General features: G+C 37.8%; 11 protein-coding genes and 1 pseudogene. 4 read left to right on the forward strand and 8 right to left on the reverse strand.

Annotation, left to right across the window (positions count from 1 at the left end):
• Positions 1 to 360 precede the first annotated feature (360 nt).
• Positions 361 to 1,674, forward strand: a complete 1,314-nt coding sequence (locus tag H6G44_RS19000) for an NAD(P)/FAD-dependent oxidoreductase (protein WP_190388117.1) — start codon at positions 361 to 363, stop codon at positions 1,672 to 1,674.
• Positions 1,675 to 1,779: 105 nt separating this feature from the next.
• On the opposite strand, the gene H6G44_RS19005 is transcribed toward H6G44_RS19000, so the two are convergent.
• Together H6G44_RS19005 and psb28 are read right to left on the reverse strand one after the other, a co-directional pair.
• Complete coding sequence (locus H6G44_RS19005) at positions 1,780 to 2,292, reverse strand: MogA/MoaB family molybdenum cofactor biosynthesis protein (protein ID WP_190388118.1); 513 nt, start codon at positions 2,290 to 2,292, stop codon at positions 1,780 to 1,782.
• Positions 2,293 to 2,349: 57 nt separating this feature from the next.
• Positions 2,350 to 2,685 (reverse strand): photosystem II reaction center protein Psb28, encoded by a 336-nt coding sequence (psb28, locus tag H6G44_RS19010; protein ID WP_190388127.1) that lies wholly within the window; start codon positions 2,683 to 2,685, stop codon positions 2,350 to 2,352.
• Positions 2,686 to 2,764: 79 nt separating this feature from the next.
• Between psb28 and H6G44_RS19015 the strand changes: the two genes are divergently transcribed.
• Positions 2,765 to 4,537, forward strand: a complete 1,773-nt coding sequence (locus H6G44_RS19015) for an alkaline phosphatase (RefSeq protein ID WP_190388119.1) — start codon at positions 2,765 to 2,767, stop codon at positions 4,535 to 4,537.
• On the opposite strand, the gene H6G44_RS19020 is transcribed toward H6G44_RS19015, so the two are convergent.
• Complete coding sequence (locus H6G44_RS19020) at positions 4,510 to 4,677, reverse strand: hypothetical protein (RefSeq protein ID WP_190388120.1); 168 nt, start codon at positions 4,675 to 4,677, stop codon at positions 4,510 to 4,512. The two genes, H6G44_RS19015 and H6G44_RS19020, sit on opposite strands and share 28 nt — an antisense overlap.
• Before the next feature lie 219 nt (positions 4,678 to 4,896).
• Between H6G44_RS19020 and H6G44_RS19025 the strand changes: the two genes are divergently transcribed.
• The gene (locus H6G44_RS19025; RefSeq protein WP_190388121.1) at positions 4,897 to 5,691 is read left to right on the forward strand and encodes an LmeA family phospholipid-binding protein; all 795 of its coding nucleotides are present in this window, start codon (positions 4,897 to 4,899) and stop codon (positions 5,689 to 5,691) included.
• An 89-nt stretch (positions 5,692 to 5,780) separates the two neighbouring features.
• Here the strand turns inward: H6G44_RS19025 and H6G44_RS19030 are convergent, their stop codons facing one another.
• From H6G44_RS19030 to H6G44_RS19045, 4 genes are all read right to left on the reverse strand, one after another.
• A complete protein-coding gene (locus tag H6G44_RS19030) occupies positions 5,781 to 7,178 on the reverse strand; it encodes a UDP-glucose dehydrogenase family protein (RefSeq protein ID WP_190388122.1) in 1,398 nt (465 codons plus the stop codon).
• 40 nt (positions 7,179 to 7,218) lie between these two features.
• Complete coding sequence (locus H6G44_RS19035; protein WP_190388123.1) at positions 7,219 to 8,151, reverse strand: UDP-glucuronic acid decarboxylase family protein; 933 nt, start codon at positions 8,149 to 8,151, stop codon at positions 7,219 to 7,221.
• A 207-nt stretch (positions 8,152 to 8,358) separates the two neighbouring features.
• On the reverse strand, positions 8,359 to 8,718 hold the full coding sequence (locus H6G44_RS19040) for an SUMF1/EgtB/PvdO family nonheme iron enzyme (protein ID WP_190388124.1): 360 nt from the start codon (positions 8,716 to 8,718) through the stop codon (positions 8,359 to 8,361).
• Positions 8,719 to 9,034: 316 nt separating this feature from the next.
• Entirely contained in the window at positions 9,035 to 10,120 is a 1,086-nt protein-coding gene (locus H6G44_RS19045; protein ID WP_190388125.1) for an HAD family hydrolase, read from the reverse strand.
• A gap of 711 nt (positions 10,121 to 10,831) precedes the next feature.
• Here H6G44_RS19045 and H6G44_RS19050 point away from each other — a divergent pair.
• Entirely contained in the window at positions 10,832 to 13,858 is a 3,027-nt protein-coding gene (locus H6G44_RS19050; RefSeq protein WP_190388126.1) for a valine--tRNA ligase, read from the forward strand.
• A 231-nt stretch (positions 13,859 to 14,089) separates the two neighbouring features.
• On the opposite strand, the pseudogene H6G44_RS19055 reads toward H6G44_RS19050, so the two are convergent.
• Positions 14,090 to 15,283: pseudogene (locus tag H6G44_RS19055) on the reverse strand (lysophospholipid acyltransferase family protein); the annotation flags it as partial.
• Positions 15,284 to 15,393: the final 110 nt, after the last annotated feature.

The raw sequence follows: 15,393 nt of genomic DNA on the forward strand, positions 1-15,393 counted from the left end.
GGTTAATGCTATTACTGATGAAAATGCTCTCAATTGGTTTAATCATTGTGGATTGTTTTTTGACCCTATTTAGATAGCTATTCTTGTACTGGACTTGATATCAAACTGCTGTAAAAGCTTAATGTTCATAGCTACTTTTTGATCATGTACACAAATTATTATATCATCAGTTGGTTTAATTTCGCTATGGTTAAATATAATGGTGTTTAGTTGCAAATTCTTTAATAATCACTTATTAGTAAATTTGATTACTTTTATGAGTTTTTCAAGAGTTCTCAATAGACGGCAAAGTATATTATAATATTGTTACATATTTGTTAAGAAAGGTTACACGACTCTTAACAAAAGGAAATAATGTTTATGGTTATCCCCCATGAGAAGAATACACCACATCAGGTTGTTATCGTTGGTGGTGGGTTTGGTGGATTGTATGCAGCTAAGGCTCTTGCTAATGCAAAGGTAAATGTTACCCTCATTGATAAACGTAATTTTCACCTATTTCAGCCGCTTTTATATCAAGTTGCTACAGGGACGCTATCACCTTCTGATATTTCCGCACCATTGCGATCTGTATTCAGCAAAAGTAAGAATACAAAGGTATTATTAGGAGAAGTAAGTAATATTGATCCCAAAGCCCAACAAGTTATTTTAGGTGATCAAGTAGTCCCCTATGATACATTAATTCTGGCTACAGGTGCTAACCATTCCTATTTTGGCAAGGATAACTGGAAAGAAGTTGCTCCAGGTTTGAAAACTGTGGAAGACGCTATAGAAATGCGTCGGCGGATATTTTCAGCATTTGAAGCTGCAGAAAAAGAAAGTGATTCGGTAAAACGTCAGGCTTTGTTGACTTTTGTGATTGTGGGAGGCGGTCCGACTGGTGTAGAATTGGCGGGGGCAATTGCGGAATTAGCATACCAAACTCTCAAGGAAGATTTTCGCAATATTGACACTGCAGAAACGAAAATTTTACTATTACAAGGGGGCGATCGCATTCTCCCACACATTGCGCCAGAATTATCGAAAGTAGCAGCAGCATCTTTACAAAAATTGGGTGTGTTTATTCGCACTCAAACCAGAGTCACAAATATTGAAAATGACATTGTTACCTTTAAGCAAAACGGAGAATTCACAGAAATCCCCTCAAAAACTATTCTCTGGGCTGCGGGTGTACAAGGTTCAGCTTTGGGGAAAATTCTCGCAGAACGTACAGATGTAGAATGCGATTTTTCTGCCAGAGTAATTGTAGAACCTGACTTGACTATCAAAGATTATAAAAACATTTTTGTAATTGGAGATCTAGCCAATTTCTCCCATCAACATGGTAAACCTTTACCCGGTGTTGCTCCCGTAGCTAAACAACAAGGAGAGTATGTAGGTAAACTGATTCAAAAACGGCTACAAGGTCAAACTTTACCAGAATTTAAATATAATGATGTGGGTAGTTTGGCAATGATTGGACAGAATTTAGCCGTTGTTGATTTAGGCTTTATCAAACTTACAGGTTTCATTGCTTGGGTATTTTGGTTAGTAATTCACATCTACTTCTTGATTGAATTTGACACTAAATTAGTAGTAGTAATTCAATGGGCATGGAATTATATTACTCGTAATCGTCGATCTCGATTAATTACAGGTAAAGAAGCTTTTTTAGACCCCAAAACTGTTGTATAATAGCCGGATTTAGGCTGGTGCTTATCACCAAATCTGATTCCCACTATAGCAATTTTATTAGATTCCCAACTTATTCAAGAAGTCGGGAATCTGGTTTTTCATAACTCATTGAGGAGTGGTATATAACTGTTTTACTAAATGCACCAATTCCGGTAAAATTAACTTTTCCATACCCAGTCGCACAGCATTACTAGAACCAGGAAGAGAAAAAATAATTTTACCTTGATAAACACCAGCGACAGCGCGGGAAGCCATAGCGCGTGAACCAATTTCTTGGTAACTTAAAAACCGAAATAATTCCCCAAATCCTGGTAAAGTCTTTTCTAATAACTTTTCCAAGGTGTCATAAGTGGTATCTCTGGGAGCAATTCCCGTTCCCCCATTAAAAATTACAGCATTGATATGAGCATCTTGAGCCAAAATTTCCATCTGGTCTGTAATTTCTCTTGACTCATCTTTGATGATATGATACAATCCTACAATGTGATTGTCAGCTAAAAGTAGTTCTTTAATTAATTGACCACTTTTATCTGTATCTGGGGAACGGGTATCACTAATGGTAATCACCGCACAATTTACAGGAACTTTCTGTGTATCTGGATGTGGTTGAAATTCCATAGATATTTTAAATTTCAGCCAATAACAACTGACAATGGATCACTGACCACTGACCAATTAAGATTTACTTAATCCTAGTCCATTTTCTTCAGCATAGCGATTCATAAACCGCATAAACCTGTCCCATTCTTTTTGAGACTGCATCACATAAACTGCTTCTAGTGATTCTGGTTTACCGTTGACAAATTTACCCTGAACATTACGAATAACTATTTCCCCTTCTTCGTCAATCAAATAAAGTCCAGTAGGTTCGATTTTACCGTCTTGTGCCAATATATCAGGATTTGTGAAGGTAAATGTTGCTGTACCACTATCACCCACTTTCGCTCTTGTCAACCGCACGTCTGGAACTACTGTTTCTTCAACATCTCTAGCAAACTGAATTTTCGCCATGATAGGTAAATCTAAAGTTTTGTGATCATTTTTTAGTATTCTCTCATCATAAAGCAATTTTGTAGCAGGTATTTTACCAATGGTCATTAAATCTAGTTCACAATTTCGACATCAACGCCGATTATTGGCTACAGGCTTGATCATTGTAGTTGGTATAATCATTATTCTCAATAGCCATTTTAGCCTAGCTACACCTGTCACCAAAACTAAAAACGTCATTCTAATGATTGGGGATGGTATGGGCTGGGAAATGGCTCGCGCTGGGGCTATAGAGAAAGGATATAATTACAGTTCTGGTCGGGGGGAAGGACTGAGTTTTCAAACTCTGGATAATTACGCTCTCGCTACCACCTATGGTACTACTATTGCCCCTGGTAATGGGGTTTTCAGCACAAATAATTCCGCATTATCTGGTTCTAATCCGATTACAGGCGCTAGTCCCATTTTACCAGGGTTTAAATTCCAACCCAAATTTAATCCCGGAAATACACCATCTGGGGGAGAAAAAAATCTTAATTCCCATGCGGTCGGTAATTTGGTGGGTTATGATCCCCAACGGGGAGGGATAAATCCTTGGACACCTGGTAATGATCCTGAATATATCAAGTATAGTTATCCTGATTCTGCTAATACAGCAACTACTTTGTATACGGGAGTAAAAAGCTATAATAACGCTATTTCCGTTGATATTTTTGAAAAACCCTTAGAAACCATTCTCAAAACTGCGGCTGATCATGGTAAATCTACGGGCATTGTCACATCTGTTCCTGTAGATCATGCTACACCAGGAGCAGCAGCGGCTAATGTTAATCGTCGGAATAAATATGATGGTGATTATCCGACCTTAGATAATATTCTCCAGCAGGAACTTCGCATATATCAACCAACGGTAATTTTAGGTGGTGGTCATCCGCTTACGGGTGCTAATAGTCAATCTTTACCTACGGGTGTAGAACCTCCGACTAAATTTGAATATATCACAAAAACGACTTATACAGAGTTGAGTAAGAATCCCAATCAAAACCGTTATAATTACACATTTTTAGAACGGGGAAAAGATGCGGCTGAAAAATTAGCGCTGACTGCGGCTAAATTAGATCCAAATATGGGCGATCGCCTGTTAGGATTATATGGAGCTAGGGGACAAGAGGGAAATCTACCTGTAAGCACGGCCAATGGAGATTATAGTAATACAGGTTTGAGTATTTTTTCCCTGTTTGGTTCTCAAGGAAAAAACCCGGATACAGTTCGGCCTTTACTTCCTGGAGAGACTGATAAATCTTTTATTGCGAAAGAAATTAATGAAAATCCCACACTCAATGATTTAACCAAAGCAGCTTTAGAAGTTTTATCGAAAGATCAAGATGGATTTTGGTTAATGGTAGAAGGTGGTGATATTGATTGGGCTGCCCATGATGATAATCTAGATAATATGATTGGGACAGTGTTGGATTTTGACAAAGCTGTAAAAACGACAATTGACTGGATTAAAAATAATGGTGGTTGGGAAAATAATCTACTGATTGTCACTGCTGACCATGATCATTATCTCACTTTAAATCCTAACTTTTCTGAATTACTCAAAGAAAAAGGTATAGAAACTTTAACCGCTGAATCCGATTCTATAAAAGCCGGTCATTTTTGGGGTTCTAATCCTCAGATTAAATATGGTTGGGGAAATCATAGTAATCGTCCAGTTCCCGTTTATTATCAAGGTAAAGGTTCAGCCGTTTTAACTAATTCTGTCGGTAAGGGGTTTCAACTTTATGGTTATGATATTCCTGGTATTGGGGGTTTAGTAGACCAAATTCACATTTATCAGACTCAACGAAAAGCAATAGGTAATAGGTAATAGGTAATAGGTAATAGGTAATAGGTAATAGGTAATAGGTAATAGGTAATAGGTAATAGGTAATAGGTAATAGGTAATACAAGGAAGTTCTTAACTAATGACCAATGACCAATGACCAATGACCAATGACCAATCACCAATCACCAATCACCAATGACCAATGACCAATCACCAATGACCAATGACCAATCACCAATCACCAATCACCAATCACCAATCACCAATCACCAATCACCAATCACCAATCAACCATCAGTTATCCTGTTCTAAGTCATTAGCAAATTAAATCAGGGGATCGCTTGCATAATTGTTCACAATTTGTTACAAAAATATAAAGAACTTCTAGAGACTAAAACCTAATGTTCGGCGGACTTACTGGTTTAACAGATACGAAAAGCACCGATTGGGGAGAGCGAATGCTCAACACAGTCGCCAGTCAAACGATTCGCCACCTGTTTACCCAGAGCGAGTCGGTAGAAGTCTTTGTGCGCTGCTATCCCTCCAGCAAACTGTTGCAAGGCAGCATTGATAGCTTTAAAATGAACGGTCGTGGCCTAGTAATTCGTAAAGACTTCGCAGTAGAGGAAATGTCCTTTGAAACCGACGCGGTAGCCATTGACTTCGGCTCGGTTTTAAGTGGTAAACTCAATCTCAAACAACCTACCCAAGCGGTAGCCCAGGTGATTTTATCAGAAACAGGCATTAATCGGGCTTTTGAGTCGGAACTGGTGAAAAAGCGACTGCTGAACCTTTCTGAACCGACTTTAATTGAAATATCCGGTGGTGAACCGGTTTCCTTTACCGAAGTTCAAATTAAGCTATTACCTGAAAATCGCTTACATTTGGTAGCCACAGCCGACTTAAACAATGGTGAACTCATACCCCTAAGTATGACCGTTGGTATTGGGATTGAAAGAAGAAGGCGGGTTTCTTTCAAAGACCCTAAGATTGAACTTGAGGGAGTTCCAGAAGCACAACGGGAGATTTCCCAGACTTTAAGTGTGGCATTGGTAGAAATTTTGGATAATATGGTTGATTTAGATCGCTTTGATTTAGATGGGGTAAAAATGCGACTAAATCGTTTAGAAACAGAAGGTCAAAGATTGATTTTTAGTGGTTATGCGGAAATAGAACGAATTCCGCGCAGTTCTTAACAATTCTTAAAATTGAAAAAATCAACGCCGTCCAGAGTCCACTGGGCGGCGATTTAATTAAAAATTCCCTACTCTGACAGACAACTTTTTCAGCAAGCCCTACCCACGCCCACATACTGAAATCCAGCCCGGATCATGGTTTGGGGATCAAGGAAATTACGACCATCAATCATCACTGCGTGATTCATCAATTTTGCCATTTTCCCATAGTCCAAAGTGCTGAACTGTTGCCATTCAGTGACAAGTACCAAAGCATCACAACTATCTGCTAGTCTTTCTGCATCGGTTTCTACTAATACACCGGAAAGACCATGACGCATCCCTGTTTGAGAGATTATGGGGTCATAAGCCTTAACTTTAGCTCCTAGTCGGTTGAGTTGTTCAATAAGTATTAATGCGGGTGCGTCCCGTAAATCGTCGGTATCTGGTTTAAATGTTAAACCGAGTAAGCCCACAGTTTTACCTTTGAGAATTTTTAAAACTTGTTGCAGTTTTTCTAAAGCGATTAAGCGTTGGCGCTCGTTGACACTGACAGCAGCTTTCATCAGTTGGGCTTCATAGCCATAATCACCAGCGGTATGAATCAATGCGGAAACATCTTTAGGAAAGCATGAACCACCCCAACCAATACCAGCTTGTAAGAACTTGCTACCAATGCGGGAATCTAGACCTATACCTTTTGCTACTTGGGTAACATCCGCACCGATGCGATCGCAAATGTTAGCGACTTCGTTAATAAAACTAATCTTAGTCGCTAAAAAGGCATTAGCCGCATATTTGATCATTTCTGCGGAACTTAAATCTGTCACGAGAACAGGAACAGGAGGTAAAGATTTATCAGCCGCAAATTTGCGTTCTACAATTGGGGCGTATAATTCTTTCATTATGAGAGTGGCTTGTTCATTATTTCCACCTAGAACAATCCGATCAGGATTAAAAGTATCATAAATTGCTGAACCTTCCCGCAGAAACTCTGGATTGCTCACCACATCAAAATCATTAGCGATTTCCGATAATTTACTGTTTCCAAGTGTATCACCAGATGCTACAAATGTTTTTTGTCTTTCCGCAATACCGTCTAAAACAATCATTCTTACCCAGTCACCAGAACCAATGGGAACAGTGGATTTATTAACAATTACCTTGTAACCACCATTGAGATTTTCGCCGATACCACGAGCCACAGCCTCTACATAGCGGGTATCACTTTCACCATTGGGTAAAGGAGGAGTTCCCACAGCAATAAACAGGATTTCGCCATGATCAACACCAGCCGCCAGATCACTAGAGAATTGAATATTACCACTATCAATGGCAGATTGCATAATTTCCGAGAGTCCTGGCTCAAAAATTGGCGACCGCCCAGACTTCATTAATTTGACCTTTTCCTCGTTATTATCTATGCAAATTACATTATGGCCAATATGAGCCAAACAAGCACCAGTTACTAAACCAACATAACCAGTACCAATTACACAAACACGCATTTTTAGAACCCCTGTTTTTTTATAATGGAATTTAGCACTACTAAACCTGTTGAAACCGTTGACGGAAATCTTCGATCATTAGTTTTAACCCGTCTTGTAGAGGGATAGTAGGTTGCCAATTTAATAAAGTTTGTGCTTTAGTAATATCAGGACGACGACGACGGGGATCATCAGCAGGTAGGGGTTCAAATTTAATCTCTGCATTTGGGTTAATCAAGTTTTGCACAGCTTGAGCTAATTCTAAAATCGTATATTCATCAGGATTACCCAGATTTATCGGTCCAGTGTGTTCACCATTCATTAATCGCATTAATCCATTTACTAGGTCAGAAACATAGCAAAAACTGCGGGTTTGTTGACCTTCACCATAAACAGTTAAAGGAATACCTCGTAATGCTTGAGCGACAAAATTACTCACCACTCGCCCATCATTTTCTAACATTCTCGGTCCATAGGTATTGAATATTCTGGCGACGCGAATCTCGACTTTATTTTCTCTGTAATAATCAAATGCTAAGGTTTCCGCCATTCTTTTCCCTTCGTCATAACATGAACGAATCCCAATGGGATTGACACTACCTCGATAATCTTCCGTTTGGGGATGAACTTCTGGATCTCCGTAAACTTCACTGGTAGAAGCTAGTAAAAATCTAGCTTTCACCCGTTTAGCTAAACCTAACATATTAAGTGTACCGATAACATTAGTTTTAACAGTTTTAATCGGGTTGTACTGATAATGCACTGGTGAAGCAGGACAAGCTAGATGATAAATTTGATCCACTTCTAACCGAATTGGTTCAGTGATATCATGACGGATGATTTCAAAATTAGGATTATCTAACCATGGGAGGAGATTATGTTTCTTTCCTGTATAGAAATTATCCAAGCAAATGACTTCATGACCATCATTCATTAATCTATCAATTAAATGAGAACCGATAAACCCCGCACCACCCGTCACTAAAATTCTCATAGGATTTTTTTTACTAAAATTGACTTTCGGTATTCATATTATTCTACTTTATATTAACCACTTTTAATGATATTTGCAATCTTGTTAGTGCGAGTACAGAGAAAAGCCAGACCATTATAACTCTATTTTGTATAATATCACCGCAGAGCAAAAAAAAAGGAGTATTCGTATTTTCGGTAATGTAGATATCTTAATCCCGCCTGAAGACTAGTTTGTGCCAATAGGAAGCGATAGTATAATGTAGAAAAGTTTTTTGTAGAAACTTTCTAAAGTCCATTTCCACCAGCTTAAATAGCGGACTCTTTTCGCTTCTGCGTCTGCCATTTGAAAGACTAAAGAACCCGGTTTTCTACTATCATCTGATAAATCAGGAAATTGATCTTTTGATAAAGGACGTTCTGCTACTGTAATATAACCAGTTTCTTTGACAAATTGGGCAAATTTGGCGTTAGTAATTTCATATTTATCCATACAAAAACTATTAACGGTAATATCTTCAGCAGAACGTTCTGAACTGTAGTGAACATCTGAACCAATATTAAAAGTTCCACCGGGAATAAATACCATTCCCTCTGGACAGCTATGTTCTGAAGAAGATGCCTTTCTGCGGAAAAACCGAAAAATAGACCTATGATTAACAAACTAAAAAGTAGTGATTTGAACCAAATATTTTTCATAACTATTTTCATTTTTAAACAATACAATCTCTTGATTTTAATCTTTGTTAGTTGGATATTACTCAAGCTACTAATTACTATGGTTAATAGTAATACATTTTTTGGAGAAAATTAGGAATATCAAAGATTAATATCTGTACACATATTCCTGATTTCTAATATTATTTACACCGCAGTGTATTCAAAAATTTAACAACCGGGTGAACTCAGTTACAAAGGTCTTTTAATTTGTCTACAATCTTGTCTAGTTGCTGAATAATTGTACTAAGCTCCAACGGTATTGAAGTTTTTGCAACTTTACTTTTTGAAACTGATAATCGCGGTGGATTGTTTTCAAAAATCGTCTTAAAGTCATCTTTCATGCTGACAACAAGCCAATTCTCATGATCCTGAGCATGGTCTAGAGATTGATTCAGAGGTTCATTATCATCATCTATTGCGTAGGGAACATTATTGTAGCAATATTCACGTTCTTCATCATCGTGATTGATCAATACTATCAAAGATTTATCTTTCTCAGCACTAGTATATTGAAACATTCGATAATCACCACTAGAATTACCCACTGCAATAATTGGTCTTTTGCCAACATGAAGTTCAATTCCTGATGGTTTACCAATTGTATCATTATACTGACCTAAAATCGGTTTACGAACTAACACTCCACCATCTTTCTGATCAAACAATCTGACGAAGGTTGAACCAATGATATTTTCAGGGGGAATACCATAGACTTCTTCAGCAAAACAGCGAATAAAATCAACTTCACCACCAGAACAAATATAGACTTGAAATTCCTTTGACTGGAGATACTGGACTAACTCAATTACAGGTTGAAAAGTTAGGTCTATATATGGAGCATCAAACCTAACAAAGCTCTGATTGTCATCCTCGAAAGAAATAGAACTGTGATCTTGTTTAACAAATTCTCCAGCTTTTGTGATGTATTCATCTGTTGAGATTTGTTGGAAAGCATCAATAAGAAAACTAACCCCTTCTCGATCAATCTTTCCCTCGGAATCTTTTATTGCCTTGCGGATATTTTCAGGAAATTGACTTAAATCTGGTTTGATTACATTTCTTGCTGATTCTTTTCCTTCAGTCTGTAACTTTATAAAGTCTACTTGGAAATAATTAGGTCGTTCAGCCCATAAAGTTCCATCATTATCAAAAACAGCAATACGATCTTTCACTAGTACAAAATCAGGTCCTTGTGTAGTGATTTTTTCCACAAATTTTATGATTTCTGCCTTATTCTTAGTATCGTTCCAAGAATTTAATACGGTAGACATTATTATATTTCTCCTTGAATGTAGGTAAGATTTTTGTCAAGAAAATCAGGAGGATCAAGGATCAATAGCCTTTCAGAGATCCTCCTAACTTTTAATTTTGCTTACACCGTAGTGTAGTCAAAAAATTAACAACTGAGTAGACTCACTTATTAGAAATGGTTTTCAACTTGTCTAAGATTTTGCCTGGTTAGTCAACAACTACACCAAAACAACACTAATCTACTTTGAAGAATGCAACTTTGATAATCATGACTTTTAGGTAAGAAATATTTCAATACTCAAACTGTAGGGTATTGAAATATTTGTTTATGTTTGGTATCAAGATTTGCAAGTCTCTAGAACTTTAGCGTTATTTGTCGTCAATGAATACCCCAAAAGTCCTACTTTTTCGCACCTCAATAAACGTCATTATTGGTCAAATAATTGAATTTATCTGGTTTATACTCACTCAATCTCCAATTTATGACCTACTTAACAATTTGAGTTAATATGCTCCTGGGCAAAATTTACACAACAATTCACTACTCTGTATTAATAAATAAGATAGAAGTAAAAACTATAACCGCTTATAAATTGTAGTGAGAATCTATTTAACATCTCTACATTCTTTTTCGGAGATGTCTATTCTTAATTAACCAGAACTGAATTACAAAGATTTTCTGAGCCTGTGGCAAAATTTAGTAAAGTTGTCATACAATTATTATTCTCAGCATGACTGTAACTATTCCTAATCTCCCTAGTCTTTACGAAGCGTTCTCCACAGAAGCCAAATGGCAAAAATTCTGGGAAGATAACCAGGTTTACAAGGCCGACCCCAACCACAAAGGTGAACCCTACTGCGTTGTTATCCCTCCACCTAACGTGACTGGTAGTTTACACATGGGTCATGCCTTTGAGGGGTCCATCATTGACACTCTGGTCCGTTACCACCGCATGAAGGGACGTAATACCCTGTGGTTGCCGGGAACTGACCATGCTAGTATAGCAGTGCAAACGATTTTAGAAAAGCAACTCAAGGCGGAGGGAAAAACTCGCCATGATTTGGGACGGGAAAAGTTTTTAGAACGGGCTTGGCAATGGAAGGCGGAATCTGGTGGTACAATTATTAATCAGTTAAAACGGTTAGGGGTATCTGTAGACTGGTCGCGGGAACGCTTTACTTTAGATGCGGGTTTGTCAAAGGCTGTTTTAGAAGCGTTTATTCGTCTCCATGAAGAGGGGTTAATTCACCGTAGTAACTATTTAGTCAATTGGTGTCCTGCTTCTGGTTCGGCTGTATCTGATTTGGAGGTTGAACCTAAAGAGGTAAATGGTAATTTATGGTACTTCCGTTATCCTCTCAGTGACGGTTCTGGTTTTCTGGAAGTGGCGACAACCCGCCCAGAAACTATGTTAGGTGATACAGGGGTGGCAGTTAATCCCCAGGATGATAGGTATAAACATCTAATTGGTAAAACCGTAACTTTACCGATTATGAACCGAGAAATCCCCATTATTGGTGATGAATTGGTGGACGCGACCTTTGGGACGGGTTGTGTTAAAGTGACTCCAGCCCATGACCCTAATGATTTTGAAATGGGTAAACGTCATGATTTACCGTTCATTAATATTATGAATAAGGACGGTACACTCAATGAAAATGCGGGAGATTTTCAAGGTCAAGACCGCTTTGTTGCTCGTAAAAACTTGGTAGCTAGGTTAGAACTTGAAGGCGTTTTAGTCAAAGTTGAAGAATATAAACATACAGTACCTTATAGCGATCGCGGTAAAGTCCCTGTTGAACCTTTACTTTCTACCCAGTGGTTTGTCAAAATCCGCCCTCTAGCTGATAAAACCTTAGATTTCCTTGATACCCAAGATTCACCGCAAATTGTCCCTCAGCGTTGGTCTAAAGTTTATCGTGATTGGTTAGTAAATCTACGTGACTGGTGTATTTCTCGTCAATTGTGGTGGGGGCATCAAATCCCCGCGTGGTATGCTATTAGCGAAACTGAAGGGGAAATTACGGATACAACTCCTTATTTTGTTGCCCGGAATGAAGCAGAAGCTTTAGAAAAGGCTAAAATCCAATTTGGGGAAGACGTACAATTAATACAAGACCCTGATGTTTTAGATACGTGGTTTTCTTCGGGACTGTGGCCATTTTCTACATTAGGTTGGCCAGAAGAAACGGAAGATTTAGCCACATATTACCCAACTACTACCCTAGTGACTGGTTTTGATATTATCTTTTTCTGGGTAGCAAGAATGACAATGATGGGTACACATTTTACCGGGAAAATGCCCTTTAAAACTGTGTATATTCATGGTTTAGTTAGGGATGAAAATAATAAGAAAATGTCGAAATCTGCAAATAATGGTATTGACCCATTATTGTTGATTGCCAAATATGGAACGGACGCTTTACGGTACACCTTAATTAAAGAAGTTGCTGGTGCTGGCCAAGATATTCGTTTAGAATATGACCGCAAAAAAGATGAATCTATTTCTGTCGAAGCCTCTCGCAATTTTGCCAATAAATTGTGGAATGCAGCCAGATTTGTAATGATGAATTTGGACGGACAAACTCCAGCCCAATTAGGTCAACCAGTTCCCACAGAATTAAGTGATAAGTGGATTCTTTCGCGTTTTAACCAAGTTGTTAAACAAACAAATCATGACATTGATAATTATGGTTTAGGAGAAGCAGCAAAAGGACTTTATGAATTTATTTGGGGTGATTTCTGTGATTGGTATATTGAGTTAGTAAAATCCAGATTACAGAAAGATGCAAATCCTATATCTCGCAAAATTGCCCAACAAATCATCGCTTATATTTTAGAAGGGATTTTAAAATTATTACATCCCTTTATGCCTCATATTACTGAGGAAATCTGGCAAACTCTCACCCAACAACCGGCAGAAAATCCCCAACTTTTACCTTTACAATCCTATCCCGAACCCGATTATAATCTGATTGATTCAGTATTAGAAACCCAGTTTGATTTATTAATTGGCACAATTCGCACAATTCGTAATTTACGAGCAGAAGCAGATATTAAACCAGGGGTAAAAATCACTGCAAATTTGCAAACTGAAAGCGAAAGTGAAAGATTCATTCTGACTGCGGGACAGGCTTATATTCAAGATTTAGCTAAGGTTGAAAAATTGACAATGATTGATAATAATCCTGTTGTGATTCCAGAAGAAATTGTCACAACTGAAGATCATCAATATTGGGATGGTTTAAAGACTATTGCTTTAATAGTTGTCGCCCTTATCAGCTTAAAAGTAGCTGTGTTTGTGGCTAATACTGCATTAGATATTCCCTTATTTGGTACCAGCTTTGAAATAATTGGTTTGGGTTATGTTGGTTGGTTTACTTTCCGATATTTACTCAATGCTGAAGCCAGAAAAGAGTTATTGACAAAATATTTTTCACCTAGTGAAACACCAACTGAACCAGAAGTTTTAGCAACTCCAATGATAGAAAAAGAAAATTCCATTGCTGGTGTTGTCGGGACTGTACAGGTAATAATTCCCTTAAAAGGAGTTGTAGATATTGAAGTTGTGCGGGCGAAATTGGAGAAAAGCTTACAAAAAGCAGAAGCAGAAGCTGAGTCTTTGACCGCTAGATTAAGCAATTCTAAATTTGTGGATAAAGCTCCCGCAGATGTGGTACAAAGTGCTAGAGAGACTTTAGTAGAAGCACAAAAACAAGCAGAAATTTTACGTCTACGTCTTGAGACGTTATCGTAAATGAGGAATGGGTAATTGGTGATTGGTGATTGGGAAGATTACCTATTACCTATTACCTATTACCTATTACCTCGTTCCCAGTCTCTGACTGGGAATGCTACGCAGAGGCTCTGCCTCTAATGTTATTGAAGGAAGGCAGAGCCTTCTAGAATTCATTCCCATACAGAGTATGGGAACGAGAACCTAACAATAATTTTTTGTGAGATTTTTTGTTTCGAGCAAAGGAAGAAATTAATCTCTAATTAATTCCTCTAACATTTTATGTAAATCCTGCGTTAACTCACTTACACCCGTTCGTAAAGCTTGTTTATTTCCCTGACAATTTTCCCATTTTTCATTGACATTAATCGGGTTACCGACAGAAATCATAGCTTGTTTGAAACCTAAACGCGGCCTTCCTGGTAAAGTAGAATTCTGAATGCGAGACAACATATCAAACATTAATAAAAGGGTTTCTGCAAATCTTTCTGGAGTGGGTTTTTCGAGAATATAATTAGCAGTAACCGCTACAAAACTTTCAGCAATTCTCATGTGTTGCATTTTCAAATCTGCTTCTTTAGCTACCCAATCAGCTAGACCACGTTTAAAAGGTGATAAACTTTGAATATCAGCAATATCATCTCGATAAATATAATTCCAACCAGCATCTTCTAAACGTCGACATCTATCAATAAAATTACCTTGAGACTGGACATTAAAATACTTTTCTGCAATTTTTAAAGCCGTATCCATTAACCGATTTAACCTAATAATTAAAATCTCATTAATAGGAACTTCTGAATTGATAATTTCTGAAAATTCCTGATGATAGAAACGTTGATAAAATTCCTCCATTTGCGAAATTAGATATTCAGCTAAACGCAAAACCCGCTGATATAAAATTCCTTCCCGTTCCTTTCCAGTTTGACTAAGTTCCGTTATAGGTAAACCGCTATCAGCTTCTAACTTAGATAACAGCCAATCTATTTTTTGCCAAGGTGGATTTACATAACTATATTTAATGCTAATAGGAATAATAAAAACCTGTTCTTCACGGTTGGCCTTTTTCATGTCTTCCACACACCAAAAACCCAACTGTGCTACACCAGGTTCTAAAGGACTGACTATGCTACTATGTCCATTTGTACCACCTTCAGGAGCGATCGCTATCGGCATTTCTGCATTAGCAAATAATTCCCGTGCCATTTGGATAGCATTTCTATCTACGCGTCTTCCCCTACGAATCGGTACACCACCAAGTCTAGAAAATAACCATCCTAACCAATTTCCCGCCCATAGCGTCATACCTCGTTCATACATAAAATGGCTTTGAATTGGGTATTTGAGACTAATACCTTTTTCCCTGGCCACCTTGGGGACAATCCGTGATAACAGATATAACATAGACAGAGGATCTTCCACCTCCGGGTGACGAAAAGCAATTACAGCAGTTTGATATCAAGTCCAGTACAAGAATAGCTATCTAAATAGGGTCAAAAAACAATCCACAATGATTAAACCAATTGAGAGCATTTTCATCAGTAATAGCATTAACC

Source organism: Aphanizomenon flos-aquae FACHB-1287 (genome assembly GCF_014698755.1).
In the GTDB taxonomy this organism is placed as follows: Bacteria; Cyanobacteriota; Cyanobacteriia; order Cyanobacteriales; family Nostocaceae; genus Dolichospermum; species Dolichospermum flosaquae.

Excerpts from the sequence above, each read along its gene's own strand:
- H6G44_RS19000 (WP_190388117.1), top strand. The coding sequence starts at position 361 with ATGGTTATCCCCCATGAGAAGAATACACCACATCAGGTTGTTATCGTT.
- H6G44_RS19005 (WP_190388118.1), bottom strand. The coding sequence starts at position 2,292 with ATGGAATTTCAACCACATCCAGATACACAGAAAGTTCCTGTAAATTGT.
- psb28 (WP_190388127.1), bottom strand. The coding sequence starts at position 2,685 with ATGGCGAAAATTCAGTTTGCTAGAGATGTTGAAGAAACAGTAGTTCCA.
- H6G44_RS19015 (WP_190388119.1), top strand. The coding sequence starts at position 2,765 with ATGGTCATTAAATCTAGTTCACAATTTCGACATCAACGCCGATTATTG.
- H6G44_RS19025 (WP_190388121.1), top strand. The coding sequence starts at position 4,897 with ATGTTCGGCGGACTTACTGGTTTAACAGATACGAAAAGCACCGATTGG.
- H6G44_RS19030 (WP_190388122.1), bottom strand. The coding sequence starts at position 7,178 with ATGCGTGTTTGTGTAATTGGTACTGGTTATGTTGGTTTAGTAACTGGT.
- H6G44_RS19035 (WP_190388123.1), bottom strand. The coding sequence starts at position 8,151 with ATGAGAATTTTAGTGACGGGTGGTGCGGGGTTTATCGGTTCTCATTTA.
- H6G44_RS19040 (WP_190388124.1), bottom strand. The coding sequence starts at position 8,718 with ATGGTATTTATTCCCGGTGGAACTTTTAATATTGGTTCAGATGTTCAC.
- H6G44_RS19045 (WP_190388125.1), bottom strand. The coding sequence starts at position 10,120 with ATGTCTACCGTATTAAATTCTTGGAACGATACTAAGAATAAGGCAGAA.
- H6G44_RS19050 (WP_190388126.1), top strand. The coding sequence starts at position 10,832 with ATGACTGTAACTATTCCTAATCTCCCTAGTCTTTACGAAGCGTTCTCC.